This window comes from Leisingera sp. F5, from assembly GCF_001593695.1.
This window is the reverse complement of the sequence record NZ_LUKH01000054.1, coordinates 1-14,808: the sequence shown is the minus strand read 5'-3', so window position 1 is coordinate 14,808 and position 14,808 is coordinate 1. Positions and strand designations below refer to the sequence as shown.

The window sequence follows — 14,808 nt, the reverse complement described above, 5'->3', positions numbered from 1 at the left end:
TGCCGGGCGGCGTCGGCCCGATGACCATCGCCTGCCTGCTCGCGAACACCGTCACCGCCTGCTGCCGCGCCAACGGTCTGAAAGAGCCCGAAGGCCTGACCGCCTGAAACCGCGCCGCACAACAGCATTGGCTGAAATTACCTGCTCCCGCCGGACGCCTCCGGCGGGAGTATTTTTTAAAAAGATGAAGGGCGGGGTTCAAAAGCCGAGGTAGGCAATTCCGCCGAAAGTGACAGCGACGCTGATCCATTGCGCGCGGTTCATGCTTTCGCGCAGCACCAGCCAGGCGAGCACCACGGTGACAAGGCCAAACAGCGAGGCGCTGACCGAAGCAAATTCGGGCCGGGGCAGGGTGCCGGAGTAGATCACCAGGCCGAGGGCCAAGGCGTCCAGCGCACCCATCAGAACCAGCAGCGGCAGCACCTTGCGTGCGGGCAGCTGCGCCATCCTGGCAAGCAGCGCCAGGCCCAGCAGCAGCAGGATCGCGGCCAAGCGGGTGACGATCAGCACTGGCAGCTCGGCGCCGGCCTGGCTGGCTGCCTGGCCAATTGCAAAGGTGAGCGCAAAACCGATGGCGCCGGCCAGCCCCCAAGCGGCTGCTTGCAGGTTGACCGGACTGCCGTCGTCTTCAGTGGAGAAGACGGCTATGCAGCCGACGCCGCCAACCACGACGGCAACCGCCAGCCAGTGGCCCGGGCCGACCGGCTGGCCTTGCAGCAACGCCATGCCAAGCGACAGAACCGGGTAGGCGCCCACCAGAGGTGCCACGAGCTTGACCGGGCCTAGGGCAAAGGCACGGTAAAGGGCATAGGACCCAAGAGCGAAAATGGTGCCCGAAAGCCCGGCCAGCCATGCAGCCTGCAGGGTCATTGCCTGCCAGTTGCCCAGGGGCAGGGCAGCCCCGGCCACCAGAATCGCCCCGGTGGAAAAGACGATCAGCATGGCAGGCAGAATGCCGGTTCGTTGCGAGACAAACCGTACGCAAAGGTCATGTATGCCCCAGGCAAGCGCGGCAATCAAACCCAGGAGCAGCGAGTGCATAGCGGTTATCCTTTTGTTTGCGGCATTCACCCCCAGGAAAATGACGCATCCCGGGCATCTGCCATTTTACTGCAGAAAATCAACATGTTTGTTGATTAGAGTGGGGGAACGGAATATTCTTTTCAATAAATAAATATTCCGGCTGTGCAATTTTTGGCCGGTGTCCAACAGGAGATGCGCGATGAATGACATGAGCTTCCCTGAAGTTGTCAAAGGGCCGCCCAAGCCGTCCGGACTGTATCAGCCGTCGGTGTTTTCACTGCCCAAAGGGACCGAGCGTTACGTCGTCGAAGGTTGCGGTGCGATCCTGATCCGGGTGGAAACCGGCGATGCGGTGACAGTGACCAATGACGAGGGCGGCCAGCCCTGCGAGATCGTTGCGGCTGAGGACAAGGGGCGCATAGATGCAGGCATCATCGGTGCGGTAGCCAATTGCGATGCCGGCGGGTTGAAGGCGCTGCTGACCTCGACGGACCAGTCCTTGCGCGGCTTGCGGTTGGGAATGGAAGCACGCGGTATCGACTTGGCGCAGGGCGGTGCGGTGCGGTTGTTTGATGCGGCGACGCCTGCAAAGACCGAGGAGAGCTTTACTGCGCTGCGAGACGGTGTGGTGATCATCGCGGCACCCGGCGGGATCATGGATTTTGAACGGCAGGACACGACAACGCCGCTGACGGTCATGGTCAAGCGGGCGGTGATCAAGCAGGTGGCGCGGTTTGAACTGCCCGATCCGTTGGCTGATCCGGTGCTGGACCTGCGGATCAAAAGTGCAACGGCCCAGGCCTATTTCGTGAAGGCTGGCGACTACATTCAGGTGCTTGATGTCGATGGGCGCCAATGCACGGATTTCCAGTGTTTTGCGGCCCGCAAGCTGGACAAAGGAATTGAGCACGCGCTGGACGTGACCACAACCCGGACGCTGATGGGCCATGCCTATCCGATGCCGGGCCTGCACGCGAAATACTATGACCAGGAGATGCTGCCACTGGTCGAGGTGGTGCAGGATACTGTTGGCCGTCACGATGCTTTTGCCTTGGCCTGCGCTGCCAAATACTATGACGACATGGGTTATCCCGGACACGCAAACTGTTCGGACAATTTCAATGGCGTATTGGCCCAGCACGGGGTGACGCCGCGCGCGGGCTGGATGGCGATCAACTTCTTCTTCAACACCGGGCTCGACGACCATGGCGTTATGTATGCCGATGAGCCCTGGACCCGGCCCGGCGATTACGTGCTGCTCAGGGCGCTGACCGATCTGGTCTGTGTCAGCTCGGCCTGCCCGGATGACACAAGTGCCGCCAATGGCTGGAACCCCACCGACATTCACGTCCGCACTTACAGCGGCCAAGAGACCTTCAAGCGGGCGATTGCGTTCCGCGCGACCCCTGAATCGGAGCCCAAAATGACCAAGGAAACCGGTTTCCACGACCGCCTCAGCAAGATGACCCGCAATTTCATCGAGTACAACGGATATTGGCTGGCCAATTGCTATGCCGAGTCCGGGCCGTTGGAGGAATACTGGGCGTGCCGAGAAAAGTGCATTGTTCTGGATCTCACGGCGCTGCGCAAATTCGAGATCACCGGTCCGGATTCCGAGGCACTCTGCCAGTATATCTTTACCCGCAATATCAAGAAGCTGGCGGTGGGGCAGGTGGTCTATACCGCGATGTGCTATCCGCATGGCGGCATGATTGACGACGGTACCGTGTTCCGCCTGGGCAAGGACAATTTCCGCTGGATCGGCGGCTCGGACTATGGCGGAGAGTGGATCCGCGAGCAGGCGGAAAAGCTGGGCCTGAACGTGCTGGTGCGCTCGTCAACCGACATGCAGCACAATATCGCCGTGCAAGGCCCCGAAAGCCGTGATCTGCTGAAAAAGATCATCTGGACAATGCCGCACAATCCCAAACTGGAAGAACTGGGCTGGTTCCGGTTCACGGCTGCGCGCATCGGCGGGGAGCATGGTGTCCCGGTTGTGGTTTCGCGGACTGGCTACACGGGCGAACTGGGATATGAGATCTTCTGTCACCCGAAACATGCTGGCGATGTCTTCGACGCGGTCTGGGAGGCCGGGCAGGATCATGGCATCCGGCCGATGGGGCTGGAGGCGCTGGATATGGTGCGGATCGAGGCCGGGCTGATCTTTGCCGGCTATGACTTCAGTGATCAGACCGATCCGTTTGAGGCGGGCGTCGGTTTTACCGTGCCGCTGAAATCGAAAGAGGATGACTTTGTTGGCCGCGACGCGCTGATCCGGCGCAAGACCACGCCCGCGCGCAAGCTGGTGGGGCTGGATATCGATTCCGCAATTGACGTGGCGCATGGCGACTGTGTCCGCATCGGCCGCGCGCAAATTGGCGAGGTGACCTCGTCGATGCGCTCACCGCTGCTGGGCAAGAATATCGCGCTGGCACGGGTGGACGTGTCTTGCGCGGAAGTGGGGACCGAGGTGGAAATCGGCAAACTTGACGGGCATCAAAAACGGCTGCCTGCCAAGATTGTACCCTTTGCGCATTACGACCCCAAGAAAACCCGGCCTCAGTCCTGAGGCCGCCCGGTTCGGGGCAGGGAGGTGAAATGGTTCAGAAACTGATTGAACAGATTGGTGGCGAGGAGGCGCTGCGCGCCCTGGTCGAACGGTTCTACGACATTGTCGAAGAGACGGAGACCGGTGCGCAGATCGTCAAGCTGCACAAACGCGGGCATGGGATGGATCATGCCCGGATTGAGCAGTTCAACTTCCTGGCGGGCTTCATGGGCGGGCGGCGTTACTACGAGGAAAAGCATGGGCATATGGACGTGAAACTGATGCACGCCCATGTGCCGATCACCGAGGAAGATGCCGAGAACTGGTTGAAATGCATGGACCAGGCGTTGGCGGAATTGTCGCTGGAAGGGCCGCATGTGGAGCGGCTGCGCCAGGTGTTCCGGCGGGTAGCACTGATGCTGGTGAATGATCTGGCCGAGTGGGGCGAGAAACGCGTGTTGGCTTGAGTGCAGTGCCAATGGCAGCTGAGGGAGCCTCCGGCGGGAGTATTTTTGCAAAGATGAAGCTGCGGTGTCTTTTGCAGTTCAGCCGGGCAGTCTGAGGAAGACCTGCACGTCGGCGACGTTTGTTCCTGTTCCGCCAGTCATCAGCAGTGCATCTGCAGCTTTCAGAGCGGCATAGCTGTCGTTGTTGGCGAGCAGAGCTTCTGGATCCTGGCCTGCGGATTCGATTGTATTCCAGGTTGAGGGGGTGGCGATGCCGCCGGCTGCATCAGTGGGGCCATCCCGCCCGTCTGTGCCGCCGGAGAGGAACAGCCAGTCGCCGCTCAGGCGCTCGGCACCCAGTTTGGCGACGCGCAGGGCCAACTCCTGGTTGCGGCCGCCCAGGCCCGTGCCGCGGAGCAGGACAGTGGTTTCGCCGCCAAAAATCAGGGCAACGGGTTTGTCCTTGGGAGCGGCTTCTGCTGCTCTTATTACTGACATTGCGGCCTCTGCCACATCGCCGACCAGCCGGTGAGAGGCCAGTATTGGACACCACTCCTCAGCTGCTGCGCTCATCATGGCTTTGAGACTGTGACGGTTCGACCCGATCAGTGTGTTTATGGCCGGGGGCGGCGCCTCGTGAGTCTCATCAACGGCGCTGAGGCGGGCTCTGACGGTCTCTGGGGTGCTGTCCCAAATGCCTGCCCGTTGCAGTATCTCCCGAGCCTGAGCGCGTGTGCCGATGGGCGCCACGGTAGGGCCGGAAGCGATGGCGCGCAGGTCGTCGCCAATCACGTCCGAGAGGATGAAGGCCTGCACTTGGGCCGGTGCGGCGTGGCGCAGCAGACCGCCGCCCTTGGTGTCCGACAGCTGCTGACGGATCAGGTTCATCTCGTTGATTTCCAGGCCGGACGCGAGCAGCAGTTTGTTCACTGCGGCCTTGTCCGCAAGCGTCAGGCCAGGCGCGGGGGCTACCATCAGGGCAGAACCGCCACCGGAAATCAGGGCAATCAGCCTGTCATCGGGGCCGAGCGAGCGGGCAAGTTCAATGGCCGCTTGGCCTGCGGCAGCACTGTTTTCATCGGGTACCGGATGGGCACCGCATATCACCGTGGCGCTGGGAATTTCCGTGTAGTTTTCAGAGTTTGTAATGACCAATGCCTGGGAAGGGGCGGGGACAAGCTCCAGCGCCTCGCGCATCATCGGGATGGCGGCCTTTCCCACGGCGAGCAGCACGTTTCTGCCGCCCTCGGGCAGCGGGGCCAGAGGCGAGGAAGTCAGATGGGTACGCAGAGCCTGGGCCGGGTCGGCCCGGTCAACAGCGGCCTGAAACAGGGCCTTGGCGGTGGTCAGCAATCCGGTCATCTGCATCTCCCTGGCATAGCGGCGCTTAGCCGCCCCAGCCGGAACCAGGGCGGCGTAAGTTCTTGAAAGCGAACGGCGGCTTAGTTGCCGGCGATCTGCTTGGCTTTTTCCACCAGCACTTCTGCCTGACGGATCGAGGCATAGTCAATCAGTCGGCCATCAAGGGACACCGCGCCTTTGCCGGCGGCTTCAGCTTCGGCCATGGCTTCCAGAATGCGGTGTGCCTTGGTGACTTCGGCATCCGACGGGGACATCACTTCGTTTGCCAGTTCGATCTGGCTCGGGTGGATGGCCCATTTGCCTTCGCAGCCCAGAACCGCGGCGCGTTTTGCGGCGGCTTTGTAGCCTTCCTGGTCCTGGAAATCGCCGAACGGGCCGTCAATCGGGCGCAGGCCGTTGGCGCGTGCAGCAACCACCATGCGGGCCAGGGCATAGTGCCACATGTCGCCCCAATGCACCTCGCGGGAGCCGTCTGCGGCCGGGTCGGTCAGCACCGAGTAATCGGGGTTCACACCGCCGATGATGGTGGTGCGGGCGCGGGTCGAGGCGGCGTAGTCAGCAACGCCGAAATGCAGCGATTCATTGCGCTTGGAGGCTGCGGCAATTTCACTCACGTTCTGCATGCCGAGCGCGGTCTCGATGATGTGCTCAAAACCGATCCGCTTCTTCAGACCCTTGGCGTCTTCGATCTGGGTAACCAGCATATCGACGGCATAAACATCGGCTGCGGTGCCCACTTTGGGAACCATGATCAGGTCAAGACGTTCGCCTGCCTGTTCAACAACATCGACCACATCGCGGTACATGTAGTGGGTGTCGAGGCCGTTGATTCGCACCGACATGGATTTGTTGCCCCAATCGATGTCGTTCAGGCCCTGGATGATGTTCTTGCGGGCCTGTTCTTTTTCGTCAGGTGCAACCGCATCTTCGAGATCCAGGAAGATCACATCGACGTCTGATTTTGCAGCTTTTTCAAACATTTGCGGCTGTGATCCGGGGATTGCCAGCTCGCTGCGGTTCAGGCGGCCAGGGGCCTGTTCAATGGTGTGGAATGACATGGGTTCGCTCCTCATTCGTGATGGGTTTTCGTCCTCTCCCCTTTAGGCATTCCTCATCAGGGTGTTTCCTGTCAAGAAAAAAGATTTCATTTAAATACATTCGCGCGGGGGTGCGCCCACGCGACGCGCCCTCGCGTACGTGCGCGTGCGCACTCACGCGAGCGAGGCGCGAGGGCAGTGCACCGGGGTCATTGTTCGAGGTGGAAATCCCCCTTGGCGGCGCGGTTGGCGTAGTAGAACGCAATCGCCTGGGCGCGGTTTTTGACCGAGAGTTTTTCGTAAAGGTTCGACAGGTGGAACTTCACCGTGTTGGTGGAAATCTCCAGCTCCTTGCTGAGCTCCTTGTTGGTCAGCCCTTTCGACAGCGCCTCCAGCATGGTGCGTTCGCGGCGCGACAGTTGCTCGATCGGATCTGTCTGCAGCCCGCGGACGTCGAGGAAGGGGAAAACCATCTTGCCTTCGGCGACGGCGAGACATGTGTCCAGCACGTCTTCGACCGCACTGGAGCGCGGCGCAAAGCCGGCCGCGCCCGCGCTCATCGCCTTGCGCGGCACGTCGCTGCTTTCGTCGGCGTAGACAACCAGCCGCGGTGCGTTGGCTTGCTCGCGCAGCACCTCGATCAGCTTGGCGCCGCCAAGCGCGGGCAGGTTCCAGTCGATGATCCCGACCTGAACCGGCACCCGCATCACCGTTCCAAGGAAGCCTTCGGCGGTGGCGGAGGTGGCGACCAGCGAGAATCGCGGGTCCTTGTCGAAGATTTCGGACATCGCCGACAGCACCAGCGGATTTGCGTCAGCAAGCATGACCGAAATCGGGGAAACTTTGTCGCTTATAGGAGCCATTGTGTGTCCTTTTGTAAAAAACTACCCAAATGGGTTGGGTCCATTTTGGTATGCAACGGTATTTTTACCGGTTTGGGTAGGTTTTTTCCCATCTAATTAGATACCCAAAAGCAGGATATAGGGATGTTGTGGGTTTTGTCGAGCTAGGGTTTCCTTAGGTTAACAGATGTTGCACGACAGGAAACAAGCCTTCCCGCAGTGAAGACCGCTGCGCAGAAGGCCCGGGACCTCCGGCGCATCGCCGACACGAAACCAGCGAGGTCTTACCCCGATGACTGAACCTACGATCTTCCCCAGCCTGGAAATCCCGGAAACCCTGGCCGCAGGCCCAGGCCCGGGCAATACCGATCCCCGCGTGCTGCAGGCCTTTGCCAACACCGGCCTGGCCGATCACATGCAGGCGGATGTGCTGCGCGGCATGATCGAGTGCAAGCAGATGCTGCGCGACCTTTGGGGCACCGCAAACACCTACACCTACGGCGTTGGCGGCACTGGCTTCTCGGGGCTGGACTGCATGCTGAACGCGATCCTGCCGGGTGACACCGTGGTTGCCTTCCAGAACGGCACCTTCTCTGGCATCGACGCGATGACCATCCGCATGAAGGCCGCCACCCGCGCAGAGCTGGCCGCCGATGCGATGAACCCGCAGCCTGCCTCGGTCACCGTGATTGACGTGCCGCATGGCGAGTCGGTCTCCGGCAAGCTGGTGGAGCAGGTTCTGGCGGACAAAAAACCGAAATGGGCTTTCATGGCGCATTGGGAAACCGGCTCGGGCCGTATCAACGACTTGCAAGGCTTCTCGGACGCTTGTGAGAAGCACGGCGTGATGGGCCTGATCGACGCGGTGTCCTCGCTGGGCATCGAGGATTTCTCGATCGACGATTACCCGGGCGTGGCCGGCTGGGCGTCCTGCCCGCAGAAAGGCGTTCTGTGCCTGCCGCTGACCTATGCGCCGGTGTCCTTCACCGACCAGTACATCCAGACCGTGCGTGAAAACGGCTGCCATTCCTATGTCCACAACCCGATCCTGGAAGCCCGCCACTGGGGCATCGTGGACGGCCAGGACGTTGCTGCCGGCACCTATCACCGCACTCATTCCGGCTATGCGGTTGCCGCCTTCCACGAGGCGCTGCGCATCACCCTGCAGCATGGCCGCGCCCAGAAGGCCCGCGACTATGCCTTCCACGAGAAAGCGCTGCGTGATGCCGTGACCGCGATGGGCTGCGACGTGACCAGCAACATGACCAGCCTGATTGTGCTGAACCTGCCCGGCGATCTGGCTGGCCGCGAAAAAGAACTGGTGGGTAACTGCCGCGCCGTGGGTTTTGGCATCTGGCCGACTCTGTCAGAGCCGGTCCAGGTCCGCATCGGCATCCTGAACCAGATCACACCGGCGGCCATCACTGACATCGTCAACCGCTTCGGCAAGGCGATGAACGACATGGGCGCAGGCGTCGACATGGAGGCGATCAACGCCCTGCTCGACAAGCATTACACAGCTGCTCTTGAGCCCGCTGAGTAATAGATTTCCGCATCCATGAGGAGGAGAGGACCATGGATATCCACGAATACCAGGCCAAGGAAGTTCTGAGCAACTTCGGCGTGACGGTTCCGCCCGGCGCACTGGCCTACAGCCCCGAGCAAGCGGCCTACCGCGCGCGGGAACTGGGCGGCGACAGATGGATCGTCAAGGCTCAGGTTCACGCAGGCGGCCGCGGCAAGGCAGGCGGCGTCAAGCTGTGCAACTCGGAAGCCGAGATCTATGAGGCGACCGAGAACCTGTTCGGCAAGAAGCTGGTGACCCATCAGACCGGCCCTGAAGGCAAAGGCATCTACCGTGTCTATGTCGAAGGTGCGGTGCCGATCGCCCGCGAGATTTACCTGGGCTTTGTGCTGGACCGTTCCAGCCAGCGGGTGATGATTGTTGCCTCGTCCGAAGGCGGCATGGAGATTGAGGAGATTTCCGCCGAGCGGCCTGAGTCCATCGTGCGCTCGACCGTTGAGCCTGCTGTTGGCCTGCAGGACTTCCAGGCGCGTGAGATTGCGTTTGCCCTGGGCATCGAGCCGGCCATGACGCAGCAGATGGTGCGCACCCTCAAGGGCTGCTACCAGGCGTTCTCCGAACTGGACGCCACCATGGTTGAAATCAACCCGCTGGTGGTCACCTCGGACAACCGGGTCATCGCGTTGGACGCCAAGATGACCTTTGACGACAACGCCCTGTTCCGCCACCCGCAGATCGCCGAGCTGCGCGATAAATCCCAGGAAGACCCGCGCGAAAGCCGCGCCGCCGACCGCGGCCTGTCTTATGTCGGTCTTGAGGGCAATATCGGCTGCATCGTGAACGGCGCAGGCCTGGCGATGGCGACCATGGACACCATCAAGCTGGCCGGCGGCGAGCCTGCCAACTTCCTGGACATCGGCGGCGGCGCAACCCCGGAACGGGTCGCCAAGGCCTTCCGTCTGGTGATGTCCGACAGCAATGTGCAGGCCGTTCTGGTCAACATCTTCGCCGGCATCAACCGCTGCGACTGGGTGGCCGAAGGCGTTGTTCAGGCGCTGCGCGAAGTTGAGGTCGACGTCCCGGTAGTGGTCCGTCTTGCGGGCACCAACGTGGAGGAAGGCCAAAAGATCCTGGCCCAGTCCGGCCTGCCGCTGATCCGCGCAACCTCGCTGATGGAAGCCGCTGAGCGGGCCGTCGGCGCGTGGAAAAACGACCTTGACCAGAACACTCGTGTGAGGGCAATCAAATGAGCATCCTTCTCGATCGCGAAAGCAAAGTCATCGTCCAGGGCATTACCGGCAAAATCGCGCGGTTCCACACCAAGGACATGATCGAATACGGCACCAACGTCGTGGGTGGCGTGGTGCCGGGCAAGGGCGGCGAAACCGTCGAGGGCGTGCCGGTCTTCAACACCGTGAAAGAAGCGGTTGAGGCCACCGGCGCTAATGCCTCTCTGGTGTTTGTACCGCCGCCGTTTGCAGCTGACTCCATCATGGAAGCGGCGGATGCAGGCATCAACTACTGCGTCTGCATCACCGACGGCATCCCGGCCCAGGACATGATCCGGGTGAAGCGCTACATGTACCGCTATCCCAAGGACAAGCGGATGATCCTGACGGGTCCGAACTGCGCCGGCACCATCTCGCCGGGCAAAGCGCTGCTGGGCATCATGCCGGGCCATATCTATCTGCCGGGCACCGTGGGTATCATCGGCCGTTCGGGCACCTTGGGGTATGAGGCCGCAGCGCAGCTGAAAGAGCTGGGCCTGGGGATCTCGACCTCGGTGGGTATCGGCGGCGATCCGATCAACGGCTCTTCCTTCAAGGACATTCTTGAATGGTTCGAGAAGGATCCGGAAACCGAGGTCATCGCGATGATCGGTGAAATCGGCGGCCCGCAGGAAGCGGAAGCGGCAGATTACATCAAAAACCACGTGACCAAGCCGGTTGTGGCCTATGTCGCGGGTCTGACCGCACCCAAGGGCCGAACCATGGGCCATGCGGGCGCGATCATCTCGGCCTTTGGCGAGAGCGCATCCGAGAAGGTGGAGATCCTTTCGGCGGCCGGCGTGACCGTTGCCGAAAACCCAGCTGTGATCGGTGAAACCATCGCAAGCGTGATGAAAAAGAACGCCGCCTGATCCGGCCACGGAACAGGTGCGACGCTCCACCCCTGGCCTGGGGCAATGGCAGGGGTGGGGCGAATTAATAAAGCATAAGCACGACAGGGAGATGAAATCATGGCAAAGCCCAAGGTTCTGGTGACCCGCCGCTGGCCCGCCGCAGTTGAGGCGCAGCTTTCTGAAGCCTTCGACGCTGTGCTGAACACGGATGACAAGCCGCTGAGCGAAGCAGAGTTGCGCGACGCGATGAAATCCTATGACGCTGTGCTGCCGACAGTGACCGACAAGATCCCAGCGAGCGCGTTCGACATCGCCAAGCCCCAGGCCCGCATTTTGGCCAATTACGGCGTTGGCTACTCTCATATTGATATGCCCAGTGCGGCAGGTCACGGCATGACTGTGACCAACACGCCTGATGTTCTTAGCGAATGCACTGCCGACATCGCGATGATGCTGCTTTTGATGGTGGCCCGCCGCGCAGGTGAAGGTGAGCGTGAAGTGCGTGCCGGTGAATGGACCGGCTGGCGTCCGACCCATCTGGTCGGCACCAAGGCTTCCGGCAAGACGCTGGGCATCGTTGGCTTTGGCCGCATCGGTCAGGAGATGGCCCGGCGCGCGCATCATGGCTTTGGCATGAAAATCGTGGTGCAGAACCGTTCCCGTGTGTCACCGGATATTCTGGCCCGTTACAATGCCACCCAGGCCGACAGCCTGGAAGAGTTGATGCCGCAGTGTGATTTCGTGTCACTGCACTGTCCCGGCGGCGCTGCAAACCGGCATTTGATCAACACCCGAATGCTGAACCTGATGAAACCGGATGCATTCCTTATTAATACAGCCCGCGGCGAGATCATTGACGAGCTGGCGCTGTCCCGGGCTTTGTGGTTCGAAACCATTGGCGGTGCCGCGCTGGATGTGTTCGACGGCGAGCCGCGCATCAATCCGGACCTGATGGACTGCGACAATCTGGTGATGCTGCCGCATCTGGGCAGCGCCACCCGCGAAGCACGCGAGGCGATGGGGTTCCGTGTCCTCGACAATCTGACCGATTTCTTTGCAGGACGCGAGCCGCGCGACCGGGTGATGTGATGGGAGATCCTGCCGAAACCGCCCAAGCGGAGTTCGCCGATGCGGGTTACGCCGCCGAGCTCCGGTCCGAATTGCACGCCCTTTGGCTGGACGTGCTGCGCCAGCGCGCACCTGAAGTTGCAGATCGGGCCACCGGCGAGACCGCCTGGGATCTGTCCGATGGCCAGCACGCGACCGCCTACATGCAGGCCTTCAACATCTGGTTCCAGCTGCTGAAGATCGTCGAGGAAAACGCCGCCATGCGCGACCGCCGCATGGCCGAAACCCAGGACGGTCCGGAAGTGGTCGAAGGCAGCTTTGCCCGTGCCCTCGATCTGGCAGGCGAATTGGCAACGCCCGAACGGCTGCAGGAAGTGGCGAGTCAGTTCTCCATCGGCCCGACCCTGACCGCGCATCCGACCGAAGCCAAGCGGGTCACAATTCTGGAAATTCACCGCCGCATCTACCGCGGGCTGGTGTCTCTGGAGGCCAAGCGCTGGACCCCGCGCGAACGTGCAGATCTGCTGGAAGACCTGCGTTCGGAGATTGACCTGTTGTGGATGACGGGCGAGCTGCGCCGCGACCGGCCGAGCCTGCAGGACGAAATCCAATGGGGGCTGCAATTCTTCCGCGACAGTTTGTATGAAGCGGTGCCGCAACTCTTTGAACGCTACATCGCCGCTGCCGAACCGCGGCTGGGTGACAGCGCTGATGCGCCCTGTCTTAAGTTCCATTCCTGGATCGGCGGCGATCGCGACGGCAACCCGAATGTGACAGTGGAGGCGACGGCGGCAGCGCTGACCGCGAACCGTGCAGCAATCCTGAAGCGCTACCAGAAGGCGTTGACCACTGCAGCTGAAAGGATTTCGATATCCGCTGCGGTGTTTGCTCTGCCCGATAGCGCCGCTGCCCGCCTGGCCGGCATCACCGAAGCAACCCCTGGCATGATTGACCTCGTTTCCCGCAACCCGGGCGAAGTTTTCCGCCAGGCGCTGACTGCAATCCTGGTGCGGATCAAGGCCACCGCCGCCGAGGAAAGCGGCGCCTATAAGCACTTGGGAGATTTCGTCGCCGATCTGACTGAAATCGAAGAGGCGTTGGAGGAAATCGGTGCCAACCGTCTTGCGGCCCGCTATGTACGCCCAATCCGCTGGCAGGCCGATGTCTTCGGCTTTCGCACAGTGACCCTGGACATCCGCCAGAACTCCACCGTGACCACTGAAACGCTGACCGAAATCTGGTCGCGCTCCGGCCAGGTGCCGGAATTCGGCAGCGCCGAATGGACGGTGCGCCTCCGCTCTGAGCTGGGCAGTGCTTCGCTGCCCTATATGATGCCGGATGAATTGAGCCCGCAAAGCGGCGAGCTGCTGAAACTCCTGCGGCTGATGCGCGATGCCGGTGCTGGCGAAGACCCGCAGGCGATGGGGCCGTTTATCCTGTCGATGACCCGCTCCACAGATGACCTGCTGGGGGTCTATCTGCTGGCGCGCTACGCAGGCTTTGGTGCAGAAAAGGCCGCGCTCAAGGTGGTGCCGCTGTTTGAAACCATCGGCGACCTGCGTGCAGCGCCTGGCATTCTTGACGGCCTTTTGGAGGTCCCGTTTGCCCGCCGCTCGCTGAAATCCGGCGACAACCGGATCGAGGTGATGCTGGGCTATTCCGACAGCAACAAGGATGGCGGCTTCCTATGCTCCACCTGGGAGCTGGAGAAGGCGCAGCGCCTTGTCACACGCACCCTGGCAGCGCACCGGATGAAGCCGGTGTTCTTCCACGGCCGCGGCGGTTCGGTCTCCCGCGGCGGAGCCCCGGCTGAGCGCGCCATCGCCGCTCAGCCCGCAGGCACAATTGCTGGTCAGATGCGGATAACCGAGCAGGGCGAGGTCGTCAGTTCGAAATACGCCAACCGCGGCACCGCACTGCATCAGCTGGAGCTGATGGCGTCTTCGGTGCTGCGCCACTCGCTGCAGGACGGCACCCCTCCGGTGAACCCGGAGTTCGACGACGCGTTCGAGGCGCTCGCGGGCATGTCCCAGGCGGCCTATTCCAACCTGCTGAACGCGCCGGGATTCCTGGATTACTTCCAGCAGGCCAGCCCGGTGGAAGAACTCGCCATGCTCAAAATCGGCTCGCGTCCAGCCCGCCGCTTCGGGGCCGGATCGCTGGATGATCTGCGGGCCATTCCCTGGGTCTTTGCCTGGTCGCAGAACCGCCACATGATCACCGGCTGGTACGGCTTCGGCTCGGCGGTTGCCAGTTTCCGCAAGTTCCGTGGCGCGCGCGGCGAGGCGGTGCTGCAGGACATGTTCAGCAATTCGCCGCTGTTCCGGCTGGTGGTGGATGAGGTCGAAAAGACCCTGCTGCAAAGCGATATGGAGATCGCCGCCGACTACGCCAGCTTGGTGCAGGATGCGGAAATCCGTGAGCGTATCTTTGGCACCATTCGCAAGGAGTACCAACTCGCCCGCGAGGCAATTCTGTTCCTGACTGGTGACAGCAGCCTCGCCAATCGGTTCCCGCGCTTGCGCGCCCGCTTTGGCCGGGTCGAAACCATGCTGCGTGAAATTCACAAAACCCAGGTGCGCCTCCTGCGGGAAGAGCGCGCCGAGAAGCCATCAACAGTGCCGGTCCCGCTGATGCAGTCGATGAACTGCGTCGCTGCAGGGCTTGGCTGGACAGGATAGACAGGAGCCCCGAATGTCCAAAGACCTCTTTTTCACCCAACCCCTCTCCGAGCGCGATCCTGAGCTTTATGCGTCGATCACCGCCGAGCTGGGCCGCCAGCGCGACGAGATCGAGCTGATCGCCTCCGAGAACATCGTCTCCGCCGCGGTGATG

Annotated in this window: 11 protein-coding genes and 2 pseudogenes; 9 read left to right on the top strand and 4 right to left on the bottom strand. The window is 61.7% G+C overall.

The window, feature by feature from the left end; translation table 11 throughout:
* Nucleotides 1-107: pseudogene (locus A2I95_RS22425) on the top strand (bifunctional methylenetetrahydrofolate dehydrogenase/methenyltetrahydrofolate cyclohydrolase); the annotation flags it as partial.
* 91 nt (nt 108-198) lie between these two features.
* Here A2I95_RS22425 and A2I95_RS22420 read toward each other — a convergent pair.
* Nucleotides 199-1,041 carry a DMT family transporter gene (locus A2I95_RS22420; RefSeq protein ID WP_291733431.1) on the bottom strand — a complete coding sequence of 281 codons (843 nt, stop codon included), beginning with the start codon at nt 1,039-1,041 and terminating at the stop codon, nt 199-201.
* A gap of 181 nt (nt 1,042-1,222) precedes the next feature.
* On the opposite strand from A2I95_RS22420, the gene tdm reads away from it, so the two are divergent.
* Together tdm and A2I95_RS22410 are read left to right on the top strand one after the other, a co-directional pair.
* Nucleotides 1,223-3,592: a trimethylamine-oxide aldolase Tdm gene (gene tdm / locus A2I95_RS22415; protein WP_291733429.1), complete on the top strand. Its 2,370-nt coding sequence runs from the start codon at nt 1,223-1,225 to the stop codon at nt 3,590-3,592.
* Nucleotides 3,593-3,621: 29 nt separating this feature from the next.
* Nucleotides 3,622-4,038, top strand: a complete 417-nt coding sequence (locus A2I95_RS22410) for a group II truncated hemoglobin (protein WP_291733426.1) — start codon at nt 3,622-3,624, stop codon at nt 4,036-4,038.
* Nucleotides 4,039-4,116: 78 nt separating this feature from the next.
* On the opposite strand, the gene A2I95_RS22405 is transcribed toward A2I95_RS22410, so the two are convergent.
* The 3 genes from A2I95_RS22405 to A2I95_RS22395 form a co-directional block, all read right to left on the bottom strand.
* Nucleotides 4,117-5,379, bottom strand: coding sequence for a DUF4147 domain-containing protein (locus A2I95_RS22405; RefSeq protein ID WP_291733424.1), 1,263 nt, complete (start codon nt 5,377-5,379; stop codon nt 4,117-4,119).
* Nucleotides 5,380-5,459: 80 nt separating this feature from the next.
* Entirely contained in the window at nt 5,460-6,437 is a 978-nt protein-coding gene (locus tag A2I95_RS22400) for a CoA ester lyase (RefSeq protein ID WP_291733422.1), read from the bottom strand.
* Nucleotides 6,438-6,625: 188 nt separating this feature from the next.
* Nucleotides 6,626-7,240, bottom strand: coding sequence for a response regulator transcription factor (locus tag A2I95_RS22395; RefSeq protein ID WP_291733433.1), 615 nt, complete (start codon nt 7,238-7,240; stop codon nt 6,626-6,628).
* 310 nt (nt 7,241-7,550) lie between these two features.
* Here A2I95_RS22395 and A2I95_RS22390 point away from each other — a divergent pair, with 310 nt between their 5' ends.
* The 6 genes and pseudogenes from A2I95_RS22390 to glyA form a co-directional block, all read left to right on the top strand.
* On the top strand, nt 7,551-8,801 hold the full coding sequence (locus A2I95_RS22390; RefSeq protein ID WP_291733420.1) for an aminotransferase class V-fold PLP-dependent enzyme: 1,251 nt from the start codon (nt 7,551-7,553) through the stop codon (nt 8,799-8,801).
* 32 nt (nt 8,802-8,833) lie between these two features.
* Nucleotides 8,834-10,033: a malate--CoA ligase subunit beta gene (locus A2I95_RS22385; RefSeq protein ID WP_291733418.1), complete on the top strand. Its 1,200-nt coding sequence runs from the start codon at nt 8,834-8,836 to the stop codon at nt 10,031-10,033.
* Entirely contained in the window at nt 10,030-10,923 is an 894-nt protein-coding gene (gene sucD, locus A2I95_RS22380) for a succinate--CoA ligase subunit alpha (RefSeq protein ID WP_027256624.1), read from the top strand. The genes A2I95_RS22385 and sucD overlap by 4 nt, the downstream gene beginning before the upstream one ends.
* Before the next feature lie 99 nt (nt 10,924-11,022).
* Complete coding sequence (locus A2I95_RS22375; RefSeq protein ID WP_291733415.1) at nt 11,023-11,994, top strand: D-glycerate dehydrogenase; 972 nt, start codon at nt 11,023-11,025, stop codon at nt 11,992-11,994.
* Entirely contained in the window at nt 11,994-14,654 is a 2,661-nt protein-coding gene (locus tag A2I95_RS22370) for a phosphoenolpyruvate carboxylase (RefSeq protein ID WP_291733414.1), read from the top strand. Before A2I95_RS22375 ends, A2I95_RS22370 begins: the two co-directional genes overlap by 1 nt.
* Nucleotides 14,655-14,667: 13 nt before the next feature.
* Nucleotides 14,668-14,808: pseudogene (gene glyA / locus A2I95_RS22365) on the top strand (serine hydroxymethyltransferase); the annotation flags it as partial.

What these genes read in the sequence shown, in the direction of transcription:
- A2I95_RS22405 (WP_291733424.1), bottom strand. Translation starts at nt 5,379, where the DNA reads ATGACCGGATTGCTGACCACCGCCAAGGCCCTGTTTCAGGCCGCTGTT.
- A2I95_RS22400 (WP_291733422.1), bottom strand. Translation starts at nt 6,437, where the DNA reads ATGTCATTCCACACCATTGAACAGGCCCCTGGCCGCCTGAACCGCAGC.
- tdm (WP_291733429.1), top strand. Translation starts at nt 1,223, where the DNA reads ATGAATGACATGAGCTTCCCTGAAGTTGTCAAAGGGCCGCCCAAGCCG.
- A2I95_RS22370 (WP_291733414.1), top strand. Translation starts at nt 11,994, where the DNA reads ATGGGAGATCCTGCCGAAACCGCCCAAGCGGAGTTCGCCGATGCGGGT.
- sucD (WP_027256624.1), top strand. Translation starts at nt 10,030, where the DNA reads ATGAGCATCCTTCTCGATCGCGAAAGCAAAGTCATCGTCCAGGGCATT.
- A2I95_RS22410 (WP_291733426.1), top strand. Translation starts at nt 3,622, where the DNA reads ATGGTTCAGAAACTGATTGAACAGATTGGTGGCGAGGAGGCGCTGCGC.
- A2I95_RS22390 (WP_291733420.1), top strand. Translation starts at nt 7,551, where the DNA reads ATGACTGAACCTACGATCTTCCCCAGCCTGGAAATCCCGGAAACCCTG.
- A2I95_RS22420 (WP_291733431.1), bottom strand. Translation starts at nt 1,041, where the DNA reads ATGCACTCGCTGCTCCTGGGTTTGATTGCCGCGCTTGCCTGGGGCATA.
- A2I95_RS22375 (WP_291733415.1), top strand. Translation starts at nt 11,023, where the DNA reads ATGGCAAAGCCCAAGGTTCTGGTGACCCGCCGCTGGCCCGCCGCAGTT.
- A2I95_RS22385 (WP_291733418.1), top strand. Translation starts at nt 8,834, where the DNA reads ATGGATATCCACGAATACCAGGCCAAGGAAGTTCTGAGCAACTTCGGC.
- A2I95_RS22395 (WP_291733433.1), bottom strand. Translation starts at nt 7,240, where the DNA reads ATGCTTGCTGACGCAAATCCGCTGGTGCTGTCGGCGATGTCCGAAATC.